This window comes from Caballeronia sp. Sq4a, from assembly GCF_023170545.1.
Taxonomy (GTDB): Bacteria; Pseudomonadota; Gammaproteobacteria; order Burkholderiales; family Burkholderiaceae; genus Caballeronia.
Genome location: NZ_CP084251.1, coordinates 504,093 through 524,128 on the forward strand (window position 1 = coordinate 504,093; position 20,036 = coordinate 524,128).

A 20,036-nucleotide genomic window follows, 5' to 3' on the forward strand; every position below is an offset into this window, starting at 1 on the left:
TGCGAGCCATTTGAAGCAGCCTGTCCGATAACAATTCCGATCACGGACGGACAAACAAGGAGACAATCATGAGCGACCTAAGCGTATCCGCCGCGGACAAGCCGCAGGCATTGCAGAATACGAGCGACATCGTTCGCAAAGTGGCATGGCGGCTCATGCCGCTCATCATGCTGTGTTATCTGTTCGCGTTCTTCGACCGCATCAACATCAGCTTCGCGAAGTTTCAGCTGCAAAGCACGCTCGGCTTTTCCGATACCGCCTACGGTCTCGGCGCAAGCCTCTTTGTGATCGGTTACGTCCTGTTCGAGGTGCCGAGCAATTTGCTGCTGTACAAGGTCGGGGCGAGGCGCTGGATCGCGCGCATCATGATTTCGTGGGGCATCGCGACCGCGCTCATGGTCTTCGTGCAGACTGAATGGCAGTTCTATGCGCTGCGCTTCGTCATCGGCGCAATGGAAGCCGGCTTCGCGCCCGGCGTGCTGTACTACCTGACCTTGTGGTTTCCGGCGAGCTATCGCGGGCGTATCACGTCCTTGCTGTTTCTCGCATCCGCGTTCTCGGGGCTCGTCGGCGCGCCGTTGTCGGGCCTCGTGCTCGGGCATGTGAACGGCGTGCTCGGCATCGCGGGATGGCATTGGCTCTTCCTGCTAGGCGGCTTGCCTTGCGTCCTGCTGGGCGTGCTGGTGCTCAAGGTGCTGAAGGACCGCATAGACGATGCCGCGTGGCTCACCAGCGCGGAGAAGAGCACGCTCAAGAGCCAGATCGCGACGCAAAGTCAGGCAACGACGACCGGTCATTCGCTCTTCGGCGCAATCCGGACACCTGGCTTTCTAATGCTCGGCCTCATCTACTTTCTGATCCAGATCGCGTCATACGGCCTCAACTTCTGGGCGCCGCATCTGATCCGCGCGGCGGGTACGCATAATCCGACGATCATCGGCCTGTTGACGGCGGTTCCCTATATCTGCGGAGCGGTGTGCATGGTCGTCGTGGGGCGCATGTCCGACACATCCGGCGAGCGCCGCAAGTTCGTCTGCGCGCTGCTCTTGATGGCGGCGGCGGGTTTCTTCGCGGCAGGCGCATTCGACAAGCAGACGACGTTCTTGATCGTCGCGCTCGGCGTGATGGGCGCGGGCGTCATCGCTTCGATTCCCGCATTCTGGGCATTGCCGCCGAAGCTGCTGACGGGCGCCGGCGCGGCGGGCGGCATCGCGCTCATCAACACGCTCGGGCAGCTGGGCGGAATCGTGAGCCCGGTGATGGTCGGCCGTATTCGCGATGTCACCGGCAGCACGACGCCCGCGCTGTATGCAATCGGCGCGATGAGCGTCGTCTGTGCGCTGTTGTTGCTGTTCGGCTTGCCGGAGGCCTTGCGGCAGCGAGACCATGCTGCTGCAAGTTCGCGTTAAGGCTCGATCGATACGGCGAGCGCCCGGCGAGCATCACTGCCGCCGGGCGTTTTGCGTCTTGCATGCTGCATGCAAGATGCAGCGCGCAGCATGCGATCAGCACCGAGTCAGCCGGCAAGCAAGCGTCGGCAATGGCGGGCGATCTGCGTTTCCTCATCGGTAGGCACGACGCGATGCGGCGCATTCAGGAACGCCAGCCCTTCGAGTATCTGCGCGCGGATCGCCTCGCTATGCTCGCCAATGCCGCCGCTGAACACGATCAGATCGAGCCCGCCGAGCACGGCCGCATACGCGCCGATCGTCTTGCGGATGGCGTCACAGAACACGTCGATCGCGAGCGTCGCGTCTGCATCGCCCTGATCGCGGCGGGCGAGAAGGGTCTGCATGTCGTCGTCGGAATTCGACAGCGCCTTGAGGCCGCTCGAACGATTGACGAGCGCTTCCAGCGCGTCGGCGTCGAGCGATTCGTTGCGCAGCAGATGAATCAGCACGCCCGGGTCGAGATCGCCGCTGCGCGTCGCCATCGGGATGCCGCCTGTCGGCGTCATGCCCATCGACGTATCGACGGAACGGCCGTCTTTCAGCGCGCAGAGACTCGCGCCGGACCCGAGATGAGCGATCACGACGCGCGAGGGCACGGCGTCGCCCAGCGCGTTCACGATGTATTCATACGACAGCCCGTGAAAGCCATAACGCACGACGCCGCGTTGCGCATAATCATGCGGTAACGCGAAGCGCGTCGCGCGTTCCGGCATAGTGCGATGGAACACCGTATCGAAGCATGCAAAATGCGGCATGCCGGAGAAGATGCGTTGCGCTTCGTCGATCAATGCGAGCGACTGCGGCAGATGCAGCGGCGCGAACGCAACCGCTTCGCTGAGGCGCTTCTTCACCTCCGGCGTCAGTTCGCAATGCGCGAGCACACGCGGGCCGCCGTGCACGACGCGATGCCCCACTGCCGCAAGCGGCTCGTGCAAGTGCTCGCGAAGGGCATCGGCGACGCGTTGCAACGCGTCGTGCTGCGACTCCATCAGGTGATCCTGCGAGATATCGATGCTGCCATCCGCCGAGCGCATGGAAAGCGACCCATCCTCGCGCCCGATGCCTCTCGCGCTGCCCGTGAGCCATGCCTGTTCGTCGTTACCGCGTGGCACGAAGACGCCGAACTTCAGCGACGACGAGCCGCTATTCAACACCACGATGCCTTGTGTCATCGCATCAACCCTTCCACGTCCATTCGCGGATCTCGTCCCGATCGATGCCTTCCTCATGCGCATAGCGAATGCTCTCGATGATCTGATTCTTGAGCATTTCCTTCGTATGCGCCGCCGTGCTCGAAAGACCCGGCACGCGGTCGATCACATCGATAGCGAGGCTGTAGCGATCGACACCGTTGATGATGGCGAGCTCGAACGGCGTATTGATGTTGCCGCGTTCGCGGTACCCGTGCACGTGCATGTTGTCGTGATTCGTGCGGTTGTACGTGAGCTTGTGCACGAGCGACGCATACGAATGGAAGTTGAAGATCACCGGCTTGTCGCGAGTAAAGAGCGAATCGAAATCGCGATTGGACAGGCCGTGCGGATGATCGGTGTCGGGCATGAGCCTGAACAGATCCACCACATTGACGAAGCGGATCTTCAAATCAGGGCATTGCGTCTTGAGAATCTCGACGGCGGCGAGGGCTTCCATGGTCGCGATATCGCCTGCTGATGCAACGACCACATCCGGCTCGTGATTCTGATCGGTCGATGCCCAGTCCCATATGCCGATGCCTTTCGCGCAATGCACCATCGCGTCCTGCATGTTCAGGTACTGCAAGTGCGGCTGCTTGTCCGCGACGATCACGTTCACATAGTCGTGCGATCGCAGGCAATGATCCGCCACGCTCAAGAGGCAGTTCGCATCCGGCGGCAGATAGATACGCACGACCTCCGGGCTCTTGTTGGTGACGACGTCGAGAAAGCCCGGGTCTTGATGCGTGAAGCCGTTATGGTCCTGACGCCAGACGAGCGACGTGATGAGCAGATTGATGGACGGCACAGGCGCGCGCCACGAGAGCTCCTTCTTTGCCTTCTCCAGCCATTTCGCGTGCTGATTGAACATCGAATCGATGACATGCACGAACGCTTCGTACGTCGCGAAAAGGCCGTGACGGCCCGTCAATACGTAGCCTTCGAACCAGCCTTCAAGCGTGTGCTCGGAAAGCATCTCCATCACGCGGCCATCTGTCGCGAGCGCGCTGCCGTCGGCGTCTTCGGGCTTGATCTGCGCGAGCCAGCGTTTGCCGGATGCTTCATACACGCCGTCGAGCTTGTTGCTTGCCGTTTCATCGGGGCCGAAGAGACGGAAGCTCTGCATGTTGCGACGGATCACATCGCGCAGAAAGGTTGCGAGGACCATCGTCGGCGAATGATAGACGCTCGCGGCGCTCTCGACTTCGAAGGCGTAATCGCGGATATCCGGCATATCGAGCGCTTGCCGCAGCAAGCCGCCGTTTGCGTGCGGATTTGCGCTGATACGCCGGCCGCCCACCGGCGCGAGTTCGCGCAGGCACTCGACAAGGCGTCCGTCTTCATCAAAGAGTTCTTCCGGCTTGTAGCTTCGCATCCAGTCTTCGAGCACAGAAAGACTCTTGTAGTTCGTCGCCGGGTCGAGCACGGGCACCTGATGCGAACGCCAGAAGCCTTCGACCTTGTGACCATTCACCTCCTTCGGACCTGTCCAGCCTTTCGGCGAGCGCAGCACGATCATCGGCCAGCGGGGACGCGTCACATCGGCAGGATTTTCGCGGGCGCGCTGCTGTATCGCGCGAATGTCGTCGATGCAGCGTTCCAGCGTCGCGGCCATCAACTGATGCATCGTCTCGGGTTCATCGCCTTCGACGAAATACGGCGCATAGCCATAGCCCTTGAACAATGCTTCCAGTTCGTCGTGCGGTATGCGCGCGAGGATGGTCGGATTGGCGATCTTATAGCCGTTCAAATGGAGAATCGGCAGCACCGCGCCGTCGGTCGCGGGATTGAGAAACTTGTTCGAATGCCACGAGGTCGCGAGCGGACCGGTTTCCGCTTCGCCATCGCCCACCATCGTCGCAACGATCAAGTCGGGATTGTCGAAGGCCGCGCCGAAAGAATGCGACAGGCTGTAGCCGAGTTCGCCGCCTTCGTGAATAGAGCCCGGCGTTTCGGGCGTGCAATGCGAGCCGATGCCGCCCGGCGACGAGAAGGCGCGGAAAAGCCGCAACATGCCGCGCTCGTCAGGGCTTCGGTCCGGATAGATCTCCGAGTAATGTCCTTCGAGATACGAGTTCGCGAGCGTCGCGGGCGCGCCGTGGCCGGGTCCGGAGACGAACATGACGTTGAGATCGTCGCGCTTGATGAGGCGGTTCAGATGCACCCATACGAATGATTGGCCGGGGTCGGAGCCCCAATGGCCGAGCAGACGTCGCTTGATGTGTTCGGGCTTGAGCGGTTCGCGCAGCAACGGATTGGCGCGCAGGTAGATCATGCCGACCGAGAGGTAATTGCAGGCGCGCCAATAGGCGTCGATATTACGCAGCACGTCGGGAGCGAGCGGGGTGTGCGTCGCGGTCTTGCCTTGGACGTCGTCGTTCAATTGCTTCTCCTTGCGGTGAAAGTTCGGGTCGAGCGTCGGCTTGCGGCTTGATGCGAGTGATTCGGCTAGGTCGGGGTCCTGTGAGGGAACGCAGTGGATTTCAGGGGCGTATCGAGAGCGCGCCCCTGAGAAGCGAAAAGAATGTGGAAGCGTCGCGCAACATCATACTTGTGTTCTCGCGACGAAGTTTTGACAGAACCGCAGACGCGGCTCATTACATGGCGGACTGCGCGAGATCGTAATCCATCAGCAAGGCTTTGTTGTCTTCCCACATGCCGATGTAATGCACCATGAAGCTGTCGGGACGCCGGTAGATCCACGGCGTATTCCACGAGATGAACGACGCAATGCGCGTCGCGTCGAAGTCCGCATGCCGTTCGTATTCGCGAATGAAGAAGTACTGATCGCCCTTATTCGCATAGACACTCGATTTGTCGTCGAGTTGCGAGCAGTCGTGCAGAATGTGATGGAACGCGTCGTAGTTGGCTTGCGTGCGACGAAAGCCCATGATGCCCGAGTTGAACCTCCAGATGCCGACGTCGCGGGCGAATAGCGCGTCCTGTCCTTGCATGATGGATTCGAGCGTGCGATTCATGTCGTTGAACAGCACGTCGGCATCGACCCAGAAGACCCATTCGTGATGCGGCAGATATTCGCGCAAGAGAGCGGGCTTGAGCCAGTTGCCGGCTGTCTTGCCGTCGTTCAGATGCGCCGGAATCTCACGGTGAACATACAGCGTATAGCCATGACGCGCGCAGTAGCGCCTGAAATTAGCCTCTGCCATGCGCCCATAGCGAGCGACATTCGGCGTATAGAGCGTGACCACGGCAATCGGCTGGCCGGGCTGATAAACGCTCTGTGCGCACGTTTCGTCCGTTTCGCCGCCCAGGAAGGACAGGAACGGCAGGCCCCGCGCCATGCATGCATTGATATGCGCGAACAGCGCCGTGCGAAACCGCCGATGCTGCGGCTCTTCGCGGATGCATAGCGAGAAAGCGGGCCATGTCGCCCACACGCTTTGAAGCGACGCCGCAGCGGGCAAGGTCACATGGACTCCACCGATCATGCTTCGGCCGTGCACTGACTCGAAAGCTTGCAGCAGCATGCCTTCTTCCGCGGGAAGCTCGACGCTGAACCGGCAGTGCGTCACGAGCCTGTAGAGCTTGCGGCGAACGTCTTCGGTGTTGCGCCATATCTGAATATCGGTCTGCGGATGCGGCGCGTCCTCGCAGGTGAGAAGCCAGTCGCGGCCTTCGAGCAACTCGGCCAACGGCAGTGCGCCGATGATCGCGGCGTTCTGCGTCAACAGCATGATGATGGCGCCGGGTTCGGCCTGGTTCAGCCATTGCAGCAGCGTTTCGTACTTGAACATCCACAGCACATGCGCGCTGCTGCCGGACAGTTCCGACATGTCGATCTCAACGTGCCGGTAACCGTGGGTGCGAGCATACCGGCGATGATTGGCGAGCGCGCCGGGCGCGTGGTCGGAAAGCAGGCTGATGACGATCATGAATGCAATATGCAAAAGAAGGAGAAGCGGCGGGAGGCGAGCCGGGACGGCCGTAGGATGGTCGCAATTGACGCCCGGTCGCATGGGATCTGTCCGAAAACGGCATGCAGGATGCAAAAAACGCGGTTTCGGAACCACCCCTAAAATGTCTCGATGACCGCCGACTCCACATCGCCCGACGACGCCCTTGCGGGCTTTCATCCCGCTGTCGTCAACTGGTTCCGCGCGCACTTCGCGGCGCCCACCGCCGCGCAGGCGCGCGCGTGGCCGCTCATTCATGCCCGCCGCTCCACGCTCGTCGCGGCGCCCACCGGTTCGGGAAAGACGCTCACCGCCTTTCTCGCCGCGCTCGATGAGCTCGTGCGCGACGGCATCGCGGGCGGCGGCGTGTTGCCGGACGAGACGCGCGTCGTCTATGTCTCGCCGCTGAAGGCTCTGTCGAACGACATCCGGGTGAACCTCGAAGAGCCGCTCGCCGGCATCGCGCGCGAGTTGCGGGAGATGGGCGCGGCCGCGCCGGAGATCCGCGCTGCCGTGCGCACGGGCGACACGACGCAGCAGGAGCGGAACGCGGTGAAGAAGCGCCCGCCGCATATCCTCGTGACGACGCCGGAATCGCTCTACGTGCTCCTTTCCTCCGACTCCGGTCGCGGCATGTTGTCGACCACGCGCACCGTGATTGTCGACGAAATACACGCCGTGGCGGGCGGCAAGCGCGGATCGCATCTGAGCCTGAGCCTGGAGCGGCTCGACGCGCTGTGCGAGGAGCGCGGCGCGGCGCCGCCCGTGCGCGTCGGGCTCTCGGCGACTCAGAAGCCCATCGAGCTCGTCGCGAAGTTTCTCGCGGGGGAAGGCCGTTTATGCGACATCGTCGACGTGGGGCACGCGCGCGCACGCGATCTCGCGCTGGAACTGCCGCCGATGCCGCTCGAAGCAATCATGTCCAACGACATGTGGGAGCGCGTCTACGACCGGCTCGCGGAACTGTCGGCGCAGCATCGCACGACGCTCGTTTTCGTGAATACGCGGCGCATGGCCGAGCGCGCGGCGCGGCATCTGACGGACCGGCTCGGCAAGGAGGCCGTCGCGGCGCATCACGGCAGCCTTGCGCGGGAGCATCGGCTCGACGCGGAACAGCGTCTGAAGCGCGGTGAATTGCGCGTGCTGATCGCCACCGCTTCGCTGGAACTGGGCATCGATATCGGCGATGTGGATCTTGTATGCCAAATCGGTTCGCCCGGCTCCATCGGCGCATTTCTGCAGCGCGTCGGGCGCTCGGGGCACCATGTCGGCGGCGTGCCGAAAGGACGGCTTTTTCCGACTTCGCGCGATGACCTCATCGAATGCGCCGCGCTCGTCGACTGCGTGCGGCGCGGCGAGCTCGACGCCCTCACGGTTCCTCGCGCGCCGCTCGACGTGCTCGCGCAGCAGATCACCGCCGAGGTCGCGTGCCGCGAGTGGGGCGAGGATGCGCTCTTCGATCGTATCCGCCGCGCGTATCCGTACGCGACGCTGGACCGCTCGCGCTACGACGCCGTTCTGCGCACGCTGGCCGAAGGCTACACGGGGCGCCAAGGCGTGCGCGCCGCTTACGTGCACCGCGATGCGGTCAGCCGCACGCTGCGCGCGCGGCGCGGCGGCAAGCTCACCGCCGTGACGTCGGGCGGGGCGATTCCCGATAACGCGGATTTCGCCGTGTTGCTCGAGCCGCAAGGCTTGCAGGTCGGCACGGTCAACGAGGACTTCGCCGTCGAAAGCCTTGCCGGCGACATCTTCCAGCTCGGCAATACGTCGTACCGCATCTTGCGCGTCGAAGGCGGGCGCGTGCGCGTCGAGAACGCGAACGGCCAACCGCCGAACATTCCGTTCTGGCTCGGTGAAGCGCCGGGCCGCAGCGATGAGCTTTCGTTCGCCATCTCGCGATTGCGCGCGGACGTCGATGCGCGCCTTGCATCCGGCGAGAACGCGCGCGCGGTCTCTTGCACGCCGGATGCAGCATGCAAGATGCAAGATGCCGAGACGCGCGTCGATGCCACGCTCCGCTGGCTTGCCGACGAAACGGGCATCGGCACGGAAGCGGCGCGGCAAATCGTCGAGTATCTGGCCCGCTCGCGCGCGGCGCTTTCCGTTCTGCCGACGCAGGACACGCTCGTCATGGAGCGGTTCTTCGACGAATCCGGTGGCACGCAACTCGTCATTCACGCGCCGTTCGGCAGCCGCGTGAATCGCGCGTGGGGACTCGCCCTGCGCAAGCGGTTCTGCCGCACGTTCAACTTCGAGCTTCAGGCGGCGGCGACCGAGGACGCGATCGTGCTGTCGCTGACCGGCAGCCATAGCTTCATGCTCGACGACGTGTGGCGCTATCTGAAATCGGCCACCGCCGAGCATGTGCTGATTCAGGCGCTGCTCGACGCGCCGCTTTTCGGCGTGCGCTGGCGGTGGAACGCGACCAACGCGCTCGCGCTGCCGCGTTACGCGGGCGGGCGCAAGGTCGCGCCGCAATTGCAGCGGATGAAAAGCGAGGATCTGCTCGCGGCCGTGTTTCCGGATCAGGTCGCGTGCGCGGAAAACGTCGTCGGCGAGCGCGACGTGCCGGCGCATCCGCTCGTCCAGCAGACCATCGACGATTGTATGCACGATGCAATGGACAGCGACGCGTGGCTCGCGCTCCTGCGACGCATGGAGGCGGGCGACGTGCGGCTCGTCACGCGCGACTTGCCTGCGCCATCGCCGCTCGCCGCCGAGATTCTGTCAGCGCGGCCGTATGCCTTCCTCGACGACGCCCCGCTCGAAGAACGCCGCACGCAGGCAGTGCTCGCGCGTCGCTGGACCGATCCGCACTCGACGGACGATCTCGGCGCGCTCGATGCCGACGCCATCGCGAGCGTGCGGGCAGAAGCGTGGCCCACCGTGACGAGCGCCGACGAAATGCACGAGGCGCTGACGAGCCTCGCCGCGGTGACGGACGCCGAAGCGGCCGCGAGCGACGGCTGGCCTGCATGGCTCGACGCGCTGGCCCGCGCCGGCCGCGCGACGCGCCTGCAGATTGCCGAGCACGACGGCTTGTGGACGCCCGTCGAGCGCCTGTCGTTGCTGCGCGCCGTCTACGAACGCGCGCCGATGCACCCGCGCCTGACGCCGCCGCCCGGCTTCGACGCGGCGTGGACCGCCGACGACGCGCTCGTGGAGATCGTGCGCGCGCGGCTGTCGGGCTTCGGCCCGCTGACCTTGGCGGAGATCGCGCGGCCGCTGGCGCTGCCGGCGTCGTCCGTCGCGGTCGCGTTGACGCGCCTCGAATCGGAAGGCTATGTGATGCGCGGCCACTTCATGCCGAATGCATCGGGCACATCCGGCATCGATGAACAGTGGTGCGAGCGCCATCTGCTCGCGCGCATTCATCGCTATACGGTGCGGCGGCTGCGTCGCGAAATCGAGCCGGTCGAGCGGCAGGACTTCATGCGCTTCCTGTTCGAGTGGCAGCGCGTCGCGCCCGATGCGCGTGGCGAGGGTCGCGACGCGTTGCTCGCCGTGCTCGAACAACTCGAAGGCTTCGAGGCGCCTGCCGTCGCGTGGGAGGACGAGATTCTGCCCGCGCGCATCGCGGATTATTCCGGCATCTGGCTCGACGAAATCTGCCGCGCCGGGAAGATCACGTGGTCGCGTCCGGCGGGACGCATGCGCGCAGCGGGCGGTCCCGTGCGCGGCACGCCGATCGTGCTGCTGCCGCGACGCGCGCTCGCGGCGTGGAATGCGCTGATGCGCCCGGACGAAGCGCCCGCGCTGTCGTCGCGTGCCGAGCGAGTCTTCGATGCTCTGTCGGCGCACGGCGCGATGTTCTTCGACGAACTGCTCGCCGACACGCGCATGCTGCGCACCGAACTGGAGGACGCGCTCGGCGAACTCGTCGCGCTCGGCCTCGTAAACGCCGACAGCTTCGCGGGCCTGCGCGCGCTGCTCACGCCCGCCGCCAAGCGCAACGCGATATCGCGGCGAACGCGCAGGCCGGGCGGCGGGCTTTTCATCGGCGGAATGGACGATGCAGGCCGCTGGGCGCTGCTGCGTCGCGCGAGCCGCGATCATGACGGCGGCGATGCGGAGCACGTCGCGCTGGCGCTGCTTCGGCGCTACGGCGTCGTGTTCTGGCGGCTGCTCGAACGCGAGGCGCAATGGCTGCCGCCGTGGCGCGAGCTGCTGCGCGTCTATCACCGGCTGGAAGCGCGCGGCGAAATACGTGGCGGGCGTTTCGTGGCGGGACTCGCGGGCGAGCAGTTCGCGCTGCCCGAGGCCGTGCCGCTTTTGCGCGAGATGCGCAGGCGGCCGAAGGAGGGCGCGTTCGTCGCGTTGAGCGCGGTAGATCCGCTGAACCTCGCCGGAACGCTGCTTCCGGGCGACAAAGTGCCGGCGCTGGCGGGCAACCGCGTGCTCTATCTGGATGGTGTGCCGGTCGGCGCGGTGATCGCGGGCAAGACGCATGTTTTCGGCGATGCCGACGCGCCAATGCGCGAACGCGTGCGTCTTGCCCTCGTCAAACGAAGCGCGCGGTCGTTGAGTACGTCTTCCGCGCGTCAGGTGGCGGTTCCCGACTGATCGCTCCGAATCACTTCGATACCAGCTTGTGAACGAACGGTCCCGGCTGCTGCACGGGCACGTCTTTCACGGGCACGCCGGGGTAATCGACCACGCGCTGCGGGTTTGCATGCAGAATGCGAAACGACGAACGCATGCGCTCGCGCGAGCCACCGGCGATGCTGGCCATCGCTTGCCGGTCCAGCTCGACGCTGTCGGCGAGGTCCCTGATCTTGATGACAGCCATGACTGCTTCTCCTTGATGAGTGCCGCGTCCCATTGAGTATAGAAAGTAACCGGGCGCGTGGTTGCGTCTAACAAAAGCCAACGGGCGACGAAAGGCCGAAGCCTTCCGCCGCCGACGCTCTTAAGGGCGCTTGTCGTTAGCAATGCACGTGGCGCATCAAAACACTGCGGCCTTCAGATTCGCAAACTGCTTCGGATCCACGTTGATGGACGGCGCGCCGAAGTTCGCGCCGATTACGCCGACGTCATTGAGCGTGTTGACGTTCACGTTTTGCAGCTGCGAGATGTTCTGCAGGATGCCGACGTTCACGTTGACGTTCGCATACGGACCGTAGGCTTGCCCGCCCGTGACGGCGGACATCGCGCGGCAGTCCAGCTCCTTGCTGTGGGACAAGTCCCGTACGACGATGGACGACATGATGGTGCTCCTCGCGAAGAGATTCGTAGGTCAGGCGCGCAGCATGCCCAGACCGCCGCCGATGTTGATGTTGCTCGAGTTGCTGGCGGTCTGGACCGGCTTGACCTTGGCATCGATGTCGCTTGCGAACGCGACGTTCACGCCGTTCTGGCTCGACGTGTTCTGCTCTTGCTGCACCATTTGCTGCGTATTGAACGAGAGCGACGTCTTCGAGAAGTCGAAGCTCGGCACGAAGTAGCCCATGCCGCCTCGCACGGCGGACATCGCGCGGCGATCGAGTTGTTCGGCGATGGGCAGGTCTTTGATGGTCAGCGTCTTCATAGCGGTTCTCCTTGGGTGCGCATGGCGCGTTCGGTTGCGGATTCGAGCAACATGTTTGCTCGGGCCAGTTAAACGCATAGGGTGTGCCAAGCGCCGCGTGTCGCGGAAGAAAACGCTGGAAGTGCCTTGTTTCATGGGCTTTTGCGAGATTCATGCGTCGACGAGCCGGGCATGAGAGGAAGACGCGAAATCTCGTCAATGCCGCGCCGAACCCAACAGCCGAATGCATTGTGTCGGTATGCGAAAGACATGTGCGCGATGCCGCGCATCCGATAAAACGCCATTTGCTTAAGCCGGATACGAAGGCTAGTATCGAACGATCCACCGGCGTTTGTTACGACAAGTGCATGGCCGGCCGACCACGTTCATCCGGAGCCGCAACGCGTCGCACAGATGACTAGCTTTCAAGAATCGCTTCGCGCATACCGGGGCGAAGGCGGATCGCGCGACGCGTTCTTTGCGGGAGTCGACGGCGCACTGGCCGCCGAGCGCAGCCCGCCCGCGCGGCTCATGCAGATCCTCGACGAAGCCCACGCGGCCAATCCGCTCCCGCCGGATATTTATGCCGCCATCCGCCGCCGCATCGAGCATTCGGCGCGCACGCGCTTCGCAGGCGAACCCGGCACCGCGTTCGAGCCCGGCCGTGACGAAACGCGCATGCGCGCGCCGCCGGACTTTCCGCCTCCGTTGCCGCCGCGCGTGACGAACGCCCCGGGCGCGGGCAGCGACCCGAGCGGCGCGACATCGGGCCAGGCGACGCAAGTGCTCGCGGACACGGAACAGGTGAAGGGCGTCGGGGACACGCTCAATAATCGCTTCGTGTTGGAAGAGTGTCTCGGCATAGGCGGGATGGGCACCGTCTACAAGGCGCTGGATTTGCGCAAGCTGGAGGCGTCGGACAGGCGGCCGTATGTCGCCATCAAGGTGCTGAATCTGCAGTTTCGCGGCAACCCGAAATCGCTCATCGCGCTGCAACGCGAAGCACGCAAGGCGCAGCAGCTCGCGCACCGCAATATCGTCACGGTCTACGACTTCGATCGCGATAACGCCATTGTCTATCTGACGATGGAGTATCTCTCCGGCCAGCCGCTGTCTAGAATGCTTCGGACGCCGAACTATAAAGGCATGCCGTTCTCGCAGGTGTTTCCGCTCTTTAAGGGCATGGCGACCGCGCTCGCCTACGCGCACGAACGCGGCTTCGTGCATTGCGACTTCAAGCCCGCGAACGTGTTCGTGACCGATGCGTCGGAAGTGAAGGTCATCGACTTTGGCATCGCTCGGGCGATCCAGCGCCCGGAAGAGGAAAGCGAAGCCACTGTGTTCGATCCCGGCAGCCTCGGCGCGCTGACGCCCGCGTACGCGAGCCCGGAAATGCTCGAACATCGCGAGCCTGACCCGCGCGACGATATCTACGCGCTCGCCTGCATCACCTATGAGCTATTGACCGGCAAGCATCCGTTCGACCGCGTGCCGGCGACGCAGGCCAAAAGCGCGGGCATGAAGCCGCAGCGTCCCGAGCAACTCGGCAACAAGCAATGGAAGGCGCTCAAGGCGGCGCTTGCGTTCGAGCGCGAAGCGCGCACGCCGACTGTCGCGCAGTTTCTCGATGAGATCAGCGAGGAGCCGCCAGCCGCGTCGCGATCACCGAAGGCGAAGCCCGCGAACTTGCCGAAAGCCGTGATCGGCGCGGTCGCGCTCGCGCTGATCGGAGGAGCAGCGTATTACGTCGTCGCGCACAAGAAGGGCGGGAATGCGCCGCCTGCCGTCGCGGTCGCTCCGCCGACACCCATGCCGACGCCCGAGAAGCCCGCGATCACGCCCGCTATCCCCGCCGCCACGACGCCGACGCTCACGATGGCCGCCGTCGCGCCGGTCCTTGCGAGCGTGCCGTGCTCGGCGCTCGTTGCATCGGTTCACGACCAGACCGTCGACGTGCAAGGGTTCGTGTCGGAGCAATACGGCCTGACGCAGTTGAAGGGCGCGCTCGGGCGCGTGCCGGGCGTCAGGACGACGAACTTCGGCGTGCAGCCGGTCGCCGACGACAAGTGCGATCTGCTCAAGGTCCTCGGCCCGTACTGGACGACCAACCGGCAGTCTGGCCGGCCCGCGTCCGTGCATACGCGGTCCCACCAGACGCGGCTGACCGAAGGCGATCCGCTGATCGTCGAACTGATGACCCCCGGCTTCGATTCCTACGTGAATGTCGATTACTTCATGCTCGACGGCAGCGTCGTGCATCTGCTGCCGAACGCGCATGCTCGCGATAACCAGGCGCCGCCCGGCTATACCGCGACGCTCGGCAGCATGGGCGACTGGGTGGTCGGCAAGCCCTTCGGCGCCGAGATGATCGTGCTCACGGTCGCACCCGCGCCGCTTTTCGACGCCCCGCGCCCCGACAGCGAGGCGAAGCCCGAGTATCTGCGCGCGGTCGACAAGCGGCTCGCCGCGCTCGCGGCCCGTTACGGTCGCGAGCGCGTGGCCGTCGATATCGTTCAGATCACGACGCAGCCGAAGAAGTGAGCGTTAGCTTTGCGGCTTCTCAACCGCGGCCTTGAGTTCCTGCAACGCTTCCTCCATGCGCTTGCTCACGAGCGCATAGGCTTCGGCCTGCGTCTGCTGCGTGGTGCGCGCGATGTCCTGCATGTCGGCGAGCGCGTTGTGCAGCGCGCGCTGCACGACCTCGTTCGCGTTGAACGGCGGCTTGCCCGACGACGACGCGATCTGCTTCGCGATGGACTCCAGATCGCCCAGCGTGCGGCGCAGGATTTCGAGCTGCTTGTCGCGCAACGCTTCGATGCCGCCGAACGCGACGCGATTGGTTGCCGCGAGCGCCTCGACGTCCTTGCGCCGCGATTCCATGATGGCGGTGACGTCGAACCCTGGTAGCTGATACTGCTGGAACATGGCGGCAAACTGGCTGAACGGATCGCTGAATTTTGATTGATTCATCTTGCCTCCCAGGTTCATTCGGACAAGCGCGGGCGCGATTCGATGACCGTCGCCTTCACGCGGCAGTGCGCCGTTTACCGCCGTTTTTAATACGAGCGGCCGGCTCCTGATACTACCAATATACGTGTCCGAAATGGGGCAAGGGAAAACACCAGATCGCGCAACGGACGACTTGATTCAGGTCAAATGCGGCTCGCCGCAATCGACCATCATAAGAATGAAGAAGCCGCACGAGGCGGCGTGGAGAAAGCGATGGTCAAAGCCGAAGCGCGCATCGTCGCGGCGGCGATAGCGGTTTTCGTGGCGCTCGCGGGCATCATGGTCGCGTTGCACGGCCTTGTCTTCGACAGGCAGGCCGCGCTCGATTACGGCGCGCTCGCGGTTCTGATCGGCGTCACGTCATTCGCGGTCCTCTTGATGCCGATGCCCGAAGACCACGCCTGACGCTTCCGCCGGACCGCGCGTGCGCCGCGTCAGAAATATTCGTCGTCCGCGAATACGCTGTGCTCGGCCTTGATCTGCGCGCGGTCGACGCACTGCACATGCCAGCGGCCGACGCGTGGGTTCGACGCGCCCTCCGCATACCACAGCACGCGTCCAGCGACGCCTTCGGGCGGGCCGCCGGGCGCTTCCACATCGAGTTCTTCGAGCTTGCAAACGGGCTGCTGCTCATGCGGATGGCAGATCAGCGTGCCGTCCGCCGCGGAACCGAGCCCGCCCCAGTCCGGCACATCTACCGACTGATGGCCTTCGCGCGACCAGCGGCGAGTTTCCTTGTCGAGCCACAGGATGGCGTAGGCGGCGGGTGGCGCGCCCTCGAAACCATCGAGCTTGACGGTAATACGCATGACATCCTCCATGAAACGAGTTTCGACGGGGCGGACGCTGACTGCGTTAGCGGCGTGTTGTGGGTTGCGTCGCTGGAGCTTCGAATCGGGTTCGACTATGCGCGAGACATTGGGTTCACGAGCGATGAAAAGCAAGTCCGGTGCCGATGTCGTGAAATCCTCGCGCGCGTGCTTCAAGCATAGTCCCAGCCGCTGACGCTTTGACGACAACCGTCATCATCGCGTGGATATGGCTTGGCAGACGAGCGCCAGACGAGTGCGCCATGCACCAGCGCGTCCGGTTTGCGCCCGGGATCGGGCTTTCGCGAAAGATAGACGGCATAACGAACGATCGTCAGACGTGTGCGAGCCGCGCCCGGTCGACAATATGCAAACGCCGCCCGGTGAGTTCGATGGCGCGCTCGCGTTGCAGCTTCGACAACGCGCGGCTCACCGTTTCGAGTTCCAGTCCGAGATGGCTCGCGATGTCGGCGCGTGTCATGGGCAACAGCATGTCGGCGCAATCGTCCGAAGCGAGTCGTGACGACAAATCCAGCAGGAATGCGCCGACGCGTTCGCGCGCCGGCAACGTGCCGAGCATCACCGCGAGCCGTGCCGCGCGCACGATTTCCACGCTCATGATGGCGAGCAGCGCGTGCTGCATCCGCGCATATTCGCGGCACAGCGGTTCGAGAATGCCGACCGGCATGATGCGCACGACGCTGTCTTCCAGCGCGACGGCATCGCTCTGATGACAGCCGGTGCAGATGCCGTCGAGCCCGAGCGTTTCGTCTGCCAAATGAAAAGCGGTGACCTGCGTGCGCGGGGCGGTGTCGTCGGCGGCGGGGAGGTAGACGGCGACGCTCTTGAAGCTGCCCGACTGCACCGTATAGAGGCTCCGAAGCGGCTCGGCGGCGCAGTAGAGCGCATCGCCACGAACGACAGAGCGAGTCGGAAACGCGATGCCGTCGGTGTCCGCGAAGTGCACATGCAGGGCGGCGGGCCGACGCGCGTCGTCGGAATCGTTGGCGCTGACCATGCCCGTTCTCCTGCAAGTTCCACGCATCCAGTATGGTCTACGCCACGCGTAACGGAAATGCATCAATTGGCAACGGCATTCGCCAGCGGCAAGACGATCCGCGCCTGTGCGCCGCCGCCTTCGCGTGGACGCAGTTCGAGCGTGCCGCCGTGCAGCCGCGCGATGCGCTCCACAATGGCGAGCCCGAGGCCCGTGCCCTTCGGCTGGCCTTCGCCGCCGCCGCGCTTGAAAGGCTGCTTGAGCGACTCGGCATCCTGCGTGCCGAGTCCCTTGCCGCGATCCTCTACGACGATGCAGACACTGCGGGTCTTTTCGTCCATCCACGTGCGCACGCCGAGCCCGACGACGCCGTACAGCACCGCGTTCTGCATCAGATTCATCAGCATGCGCATCATGCCGATGGGGCGAAATGCGAACGGCGGTATGTCCCCGAGCGACAGCGCGAACTCGTGGCCGAGGCCCGCGAAATCCGCAGCGAGATTCGCGACCAGCGCATTGATGTCGCCGACCACGGGCGACTCTTTCGCGCCGCTGCCCGCGTAGTCCATGAACTGCTGGAGGATGGTGTCGATCTGGTCGAGATAGCTTTCCGCCGATGCCGCGAACGATGCGTCCACCGACGGCACCGAGGACATCGCCATGGCGAGGCGCAGCTTGGTCATCGGCGTGCGGATGTCGTGCGAGATGCCGGCAAGCATCAGCGCGCGCGTGGCCTCGGCTTCGGCGAGCGCCGCTGTCATGCGATTGAACGCGGCGCTCACTTGCGCGATTTCAGTCGGGCCGTCGGTCGGCAACACGCCCGGCTCGCCGCCTGCGGACAAGCGCCGCGCGGCATCGGCGAGATCGGCAAGCGGGCGGTTCAGGTGGCGTTGGATCGCGTACGCCGTCGCGATGGCGAGCGCGCCGAGCCCGAGCGACAGCAACAGCGTCGTGGTCAGCCCGTCGTCATGCGCGGCTTCCGGCACGGGAAGCGCGATCCAGCGCGGCTCGCCTGCGAGATGCACGCGAATCCACAAGCGCTGCTGCGCATCGGCGGATGTCTCGGCGCTTTGCCAGCGCACTGGCATGTCGGCGGGCAGATAACGACGCAGGCTTGCGACGAACGTATCGCGCTGATACGTCCGATAAAAGCGCAGCCACGAGCGGGGCGGCTCCGTGTTCGCGCTCGAAGGCAATTCTGCGCGGGCGTCGAGACGCGCCGTGCCGGCCGGCATGTCGCGCAGCACCGTATCGAGCGTCTCGATGTAACTGGCGAACGTCGCGGCGGCCCGCTCGATGCGCGGCGTCTGGATGAAGTGCAGGAGCACGGCGAGCGCGCAGACCTGACTCACGGCGACGAGCGCGACGAGCAGCAGCACGTTGCGCGCGAAAAGCGAGCGCGGCGCGAGGCTCACGGCTCGATATCCGCGAGCAGCATGTAGCCTACGCCCCACACGGTCTTGATGAAGCGCGGCTTGGCGGGATCGTCTTCGATCAGTTGACGCAGGCGCAGTACCTGCACGTCGATGCTGCGGTCGAGCGCGTCGTGTTCGCGGCCGCGCGTTCGGGCGATAAGATTATCGCGGCTCACCGCGCGATTCGGCGACGATCCGAGCGCGTTGAGCAACTGCATCTGCGCCGAGTGCATCTCGAACGGCTCGCCGCCGCGAAACAGACGTTGCTTGCCGAGATCCAGCCGGAAGTCGCCGAAGCGGATGACTTGCGTGGTCAGCGTCGGATCGCCTGCTGCGATTTTCTGACGGCGCAGTAACGCGCGCACGCGGGCGACGAGTTCCTGCGGCAGGAACGGCTTGGCCAGATAGTCGTCCGCGCCGGTTTCGAGCCCGACCACTTTGTCGACCGGATCGCCCTTCGCGGTGAGCATGAGGATGGGCAGCGTATGGCCTTCGGCGCGCAAGCGGCGGCACACGGAGAGGCCGTCTTCCGGTTCCATCATCCAGTCGAGCACGAGCAGGTCGTACGGTTCGCGCTGGAGATAGCGGTCGAGGCGCTTGCCGTTTTCCACGACGCGCACCTCGAACGCTTGCGACGTGAGAAACCGCTGAAGCATGTTGCGCAGTTCGGCTTCGTCATCGAGCACGATGATCTTCGGCGCCGCTTCCATGAGATGGCCCCGGTCAGCGTTGCGCGGCGTGCTCGCGCATGAAGGCTTCGATCTGCGGCAGCGTCACGTAGCCGTTTTTCTGCGTGTCGATCTCGTCGAAATGCTTCGCGACCATCGGCATGCCGGTGGAGGCCTGATCGCGCGTGAGCTTGCCGTCGTGCGTGACGTTCGCTTGCGCGAAGGGCGTTTGCAGCATCTGCATGCCGCGTTCGACGCGCGGCGAGACGCCCATCGGCTGCGTCGCGGTCTGCGCGAACGCCGGAGCGGAAAGAAGGGCGAGGCATGTGGCCAATGAGGCAATTGAAGCGGCAATCTTCTGCACGACGTTCTCCTTGTCGAAATGCAAAGCGAAGTAATCGGTGACAGAGATTTTTATTGAGGCGCGCATCGAAGGCAATGACACCGGCGCTACGAATCATGTCGAGATATGTCGTGGTCCGCAGTCATGCGCCGCGCCGATAGGGCGACATGCGGCGACACAAGTTGCCGCTAACGCTTTCGTTTCTCCTTTGGCTATCGTTGCTCGGGTCGCGTCTTCAGCGATCCAACTCATCGATTCAATCCGTCGATTCAACCCAACGATACGAAAGGACATCATGATGAACATCCGTCTGCTCAGTCTTTCCGCTGCCGCCGCTTTCACGTTGACCTGCACGCAGAGCGCGTCGGCGGGAACGGCCGTTCAGGTCTCCTACGTCGCGCCGGCCGTGGTCTATGCGCCGCCGCCGCGTCCGGTCTACTACTACGCGCCGCCCGCGCCGCCTTACTACTACGTGCCCGCACGCACGGTCGTCGCCGTGCCCGTCGCGCCGCCGGTTGCGGTGATCGCGCCGCCGCCGCCGCCGATGAAACCGCCGGTCGTGGCCGTGAGCGCGCCGGTGCGCGTGTACGCGCCGCCCGTGCGCGTCTTGTATGCGCAGCCGGTCGTGGCCGCGCCGATGGTCGTCGTGCGTTGACCGCGATGCACTGAGCATAGTGCATTTCGCCCGCGCCATGCGAACGCGCTGACGCGGGACCGATGCTTGCGCT

17 protein-coding genes are annotated in these 20,036 nt (G+C 64.4%); 5 read left to right on the forward strand and 12 right to left on the reverse strand.

Annotated features, from left to right (window positions below; all coding sequences use genetic code 11):
- The first annotated feature begins 68 nt into the window (after window positions 1-68).
- Window positions 69-1,409 carry an MFS transporter gene (locus tag LDZ24_RS16250; RefSeq protein WP_248323222.1) on the forward strand — a complete coding sequence of 447 codons (1,341 nt, stop codon included), beginning with the start codon at window positions 69-71 and terminating at the stop codon, window positions 1,407-1,409.
- 107 nt (window positions 1,410-1,516) lie between these two features.
- Here LDZ24_RS16250 and LDZ24_RS16255 read toward each other — a convergent pair whose 3' ends face one another.
- From LDZ24_RS16255 to LDZ24_RS16265, 3 genes are all read right to left on the reverse strand, one after another.
- The gene (locus LDZ24_RS16255) at window positions 1,517-2,623 is read right to left on the reverse strand and encodes an acetate/propionate family kinase (RefSeq protein ID WP_248323223.1); all 1,107 of its coding nucleotides are present in this window, start codon (window positions 2,621-2,623) and stop codon (window positions 1,517-1,519) included.
- Window positions 2,624-2,627: 4 nt separating this feature from the next.
- Window positions 2,628-5,027 carry a phosphoketolase gene (locus LDZ24_RS16260; protein WP_248323224.1) on the reverse strand — a complete coding sequence of 800 codons (2,400 nt, stop codon included), beginning with the start codon at window positions 5,025-5,027 and terminating at the stop codon, window positions 2,628-2,630.
- 214 nt (window positions 5,028-5,241) lie between these two features.
- Entirely contained in the window at window positions 5,242-6,537 is a 1,296-nt protein-coding gene (locus tag LDZ24_RS16265) for a hypothetical protein (protein ID WP_248323225.1), read from the reverse strand.
- A gap of 153 nt (window positions 6,538-6,690) precedes the next feature.
- Between LDZ24_RS16265 and LDZ24_RS16270 the strand changes: the two genes are divergently transcribed.
- A complete protein-coding gene (locus LDZ24_RS16270; protein ID WP_248323226.1) occupies window positions 6,691-11,124 on the forward strand; it encodes a DEAD/DEAH box helicase in 4,434 nt (1,477 codons plus the stop codon).
- 10 nt (window positions 11,125-11,134) lie between these two features.
- Here LDZ24_RS16270 and LDZ24_RS16275 read toward each other — a convergent pair whose 3' ends face one another.
- From LDZ24_RS16275 to LDZ24_RS16285, 3 genes are all read right to left on the reverse strand, one after another.
- Entirely contained in the window at window positions 11,135-11,350 is a 216-nt protein-coding gene (locus LDZ24_RS16275; protein ID WP_248323227.1) for a hypothetical protein, read from the reverse strand.
- A 156-nt stretch (window positions 11,351-11,506) separates the two neighbouring features.
- Complete coding sequence (locus LDZ24_RS16280; RefSeq protein ID WP_206468403.1) at window positions 11,507-11,767, reverse strand: hypothetical protein; 261 nt, start codon at window positions 11,765-11,767, stop codon at window positions 11,507-11,509.
- A 30-nt stretch (window positions 11,768-11,797) separates the two neighbouring features.
- The gene (locus tag LDZ24_RS16285; protein ID WP_206468402.1) at window positions 11,798-12,088 is read right to left on the reverse strand and encodes a hypothetical protein; all 291 of its coding nucleotides are present in this window, start codon (window positions 12,086-12,088) and stop codon (window positions 11,798-11,800) included.
- A 393-nt stretch (window positions 12,089-12,481) separates the two neighbouring features.
- Between LDZ24_RS16285 and LDZ24_RS16290 the strand changes: the two genes are divergently transcribed.
- Window positions 12,482-14,608 (forward strand): serine/threonine-protein kinase, encoded by a 2,127-nt coding sequence (locus LDZ24_RS16290; protein ID WP_248323228.1) that lies wholly within the window; start codon window positions 12,482-12,484, stop codon window positions 14,606-14,608.
- A 3-nt stretch (window positions 14,609-14,611) separates the two neighbouring features.
- Here LDZ24_RS16290 and LDZ24_RS16295 read toward each other — a convergent pair whose 3' ends face one another.
- On the reverse strand, window positions 14,612-15,037 hold the full coding sequence (locus LDZ24_RS16295) for a phasin family protein (protein WP_175941815.1): 426 nt from the start codon (window positions 15,035-15,037) through the stop codon (window positions 14,612-14,614).
- 252 nt (window positions 15,038-15,289) lie between these two features.
- Here LDZ24_RS16295 and LDZ24_RS16300 point away from each other — a divergent pair, with 252 nt between their 5' ends.
- Window positions 15,290-15,481: a DUF2964 family protein gene (locus LDZ24_RS16300; protein WP_175941813.1), complete on the forward strand. Its 192-nt coding sequence runs from the start codon at window positions 15,290-15,292 to the stop codon at window positions 15,479-15,481.
- A gap of 29 nt (window positions 15,482-15,510) precedes the next feature.
- On the opposite strand, the gene LDZ24_RS16305 is transcribed toward LDZ24_RS16300, so the two are convergent.
- The 5 genes from LDZ24_RS16305 to LDZ24_RS16325 form a co-directional block, all read right to left on the reverse strand.
- Complete coding sequence (locus LDZ24_RS16305; RefSeq protein ID WP_248323229.1) at window positions 15,511-15,885, reverse strand: DUF3564 family protein; 375 nt, start codon at window positions 15,883-15,885, stop codon at window positions 15,511-15,513.
- A 334-nt stretch (window positions 15,886-16,219) separates the two neighbouring features.
- Entirely contained in the window at window positions 16,220-16,903 is a 684-nt protein-coding gene (locus LDZ24_RS16310) for a Crp/Fnr family transcriptional regulator (protein WP_248323230.1), read from the reverse strand.
- A 62-nt stretch (window positions 16,904-16,965) separates the two neighbouring features.
- Window positions 16,966-18,297 carry an ATP-binding protein gene (locus LDZ24_RS16315; protein WP_248323231.1) on the reverse strand — a complete coding sequence of 444 codons (1,332 nt, stop codon included), beginning with the start codon at window positions 18,295-18,297 and terminating at the stop codon, window positions 16,966-16,968.
- Entirely contained in the window at window positions 18,294-19,007 is a 714-nt protein-coding gene (locus tag LDZ24_RS16320) for a response regulator (RefSeq protein ID WP_248323232.1), read from the reverse strand. The genes LDZ24_RS16315 and LDZ24_RS16320 overlap by 4 nt, the downstream gene beginning before the upstream one ends.
- 13 nt (window positions 19,008-19,020) lie before the next feature.
- Window positions 19,021-19,320, reverse strand: coding sequence for an EF-hand domain-containing protein (locus tag LDZ24_RS16325; protein ID WP_248323322.1), 300 nt, complete (start codon window positions 19,318-19,320; stop codon window positions 19,021-19,023).
- Between the two features lie 283 nt (window positions 19,321-19,603).
- Between LDZ24_RS16325 and LDZ24_RS16330 the strand changes: the two genes are divergently transcribed.
- Window positions 19,604-19,963, forward strand: coding sequence for a hypothetical protein (locus tag LDZ24_RS16330; protein ID WP_248323233.1), 360 nt, complete (start codon window positions 19,604-19,606; stop codon window positions 19,961-19,963).
- Window positions 19,964-20,036 lie beyond the last annotated feature (73 nt).